This is a genomic window from Albidovulum sp. (assembly GCF_049646345.1).
Classification (GTDB): domain Bacteria; phylum Pseudomonadota; class Alphaproteobacteria; order Rhodobacterales; family Rhodobacteraceae; genus Albidovulum.
The window spans coordinates 1-2,063 of sequence record NZ_JBARVQ010000502.1 but is presented as its reverse complement, the minus strand read 5'-3'; the positions used below and the strand labels follow the sequence as shown (position 1 = coordinate 2,063).

The following is a 2,063-nucleotide window of genomic DNA, read 5'->3' as shown; positions in this document are numbered from 1 at the left end:
GGCAAAGGCGGACCTGCGCCTTGCATCGGCAGGGGCTGGCAAGGCCGCAAGGCTTGCGCGCCTACTGGGCTGCCGCAACGTGACCTTCTACCTCAATCTGGAGGAGGCAGGAATATTGGCCGGTAGGCGCTTTGCTGATGCGGCGACGGCGGCGGCGGCGCTGTTGGCAATGGGGGCCGCGCGGGTTTTGGTAACGGACGGGGCCGGGCTTTGCGCGGATGGCCAATCGGCGGAGGCTACACTGACGGCCCTGCCGCCAAAGGTCGCGGTGCATCAGTTAACCGGCGCGGGCGATACGTTTATGGCCGCGCATATCCGGGCGGAGCAGGAGGGCCATGGCAGGGCCGAGGCGCTTCGGCTGGCCTTGGCTGCAGCTGGCCGCTATGTCAGTCGTCAGCCGGGTCCGGGGCGTGACGATCAGCAGAGGGAAACATGAAGGAATTCTTGACCTTTAGCGCCGAGGTATCGGCGGCGCAGCGCGATGGTCGCGCCATCGTGGCCCTGGAATCCACCATCATCACCCATGGTATGCCCTATCCGCAAAATCTGCGGACCGCCGAACAGGTGGAGGCGGAGGTGCGCGCGGCAGGTGCAGTGCCTGCCACGATCGCGGTCATGGGTGGGCGCATCCATATCGGCCTTGAACCTGACGAACTGGCGCGGCTGGCGCAAAGCCCCGACGCGATGAAGCTGAGCCGCGCCGATCTCGGCGCCTGTCTTGCAGTTGGTCGTACCGGTGCAACCACCGTGGCCGCGACGATGATCTGCGCCCATCTGGCGGAGATCGCGGTCTTTGCCACCGGTGGGATTGGCGGCGTTCATCGCGGCGCCAGCGACACGTTCGACATTTCCGCCGACCTGTACGAGCTGGCCCGCACCCCGGTCGCGGTCGTTGCGGCGGGGGCCAAGGCCATTCTCGACCTGCCCAAGACACTGGAAGTACTGGAAAGCCTCGGCGTGCCGGTCATCGCCTATGGCCAGCGCGATTTTCCGGCCTTCTGGTCGCGCAGTTCAGGCCTGACCGCCCCCCTGACGATGCAAAGCCCCGAGGAAATCGCGGGCGCCATCGCCAGCCGCCGGGCCCTTGGGATTGGCGGCGGCCACCTTGTCGCCAATCCGATCCCGACCGAGGCGGAAATCCCGCAAGAGGTGATCGCACCGCTGATAGAGAAGGCGCTTGCTGACGCGGCCGAAAAATCCATCAATGCCAAGGCGGTAACGCCCTTTCTTCTTGCGCGTATCTTCGAGCTGACCGAAGGCCGCTCGTTAAGTGCCAATATCGCGCTGGTGCTCAACAACGCCCGGCTGGCCAGCGCCATCGCCCTTTGTCTGCAAAAGCGGTGAAAACCCCATTGTTATAAGGCCAAAGCCTGCTTACATTCGGCCTTTGGGGGAGCCTGACAGAATGAAGCCGGATCGAGGGAGTGACCATCAGAACGCGCCGCGTCGCCGTGCGCGGGGCGGGTTTCGTTCGAACTTCCTGACCGGGCTTGTCGTTGTCCTTCCTGTTGGGTTGACCTTTTGGCTGATCTGGAAATTTGTTGGCTGGATCGATGGTTGGGTCCTACCCTTCATTCCCGCCAACTGGCGCCCCGATGCGCTTTTGACCTATTACCTCGGCTATGAGCCGCCAATTTCGGTGCGTGGCGCTGGCGTCCTGATCTTTCTTTTCTTCACGGTCTTTATCGGCTGGGTCGCCAAGGGGCTGATCGGCCGGTCGCTGATCGGGATGGCCGAAGGGTTCGTTGACCGGATGCCCTTTGTTCGTTCTGTCTACAACGGATTGAAGCAGATCGCCGAGACGGTCTTTTCGCAAAGCGACACGAAATTCGACCGGGCCTGTCTGATCGAGTATCCGCGCAAGGGGATCTGGGCCGTTGGTTTCGTCTCCACCGCCGCCAAGGGCGAGGTGGCCGAGAAGATCCCCGAAGAGGGGGAGATCCTGACGGTGTTCCTGCCGACCACGCCGAACCCGACCTCGGGCTTTCTGCTTTATGTTCCGGCCTCGGATGTGCAGCTTCTGGAACGTATGTCGGTCGAGGATGCGGCTAAGCTGGTCATCT

At 63.1% G+C, this 2,063-nt stretch carries 3 protein-coding genes; all 3 read left to right on the top strand.

The window, feature by feature from the left end:
- The coding region (locus WBB85_RS12670; protein ID WP_432638968.1) for a PfkB family carbohydrate kinase at positions 1-436 on the top strand (436 nt) is incomplete at its 5' end.
- Complete coding sequence (locus WBB85_RS12665) at positions 433-1,344, top strand: pseudouridine-5'-phosphate glycosidase (RefSeq protein WP_432638967.1); 912 nt, start codon at positions 433-435, stop codon at positions 1,342-1,344. The genes WBB85_RS12670 and WBB85_RS12665, both read left to right, overlap by 4 nt.
- 61 nt (positions 1,345-1,405) lie before the next feature.
- Positions 1,406-2,063: DUF502 domain-containing protein (locus tag WBB85_RS12660; RefSeq protein WP_432638966.1), on the top strand; the 658-nt coding region annotated here is incomplete at its 3' end.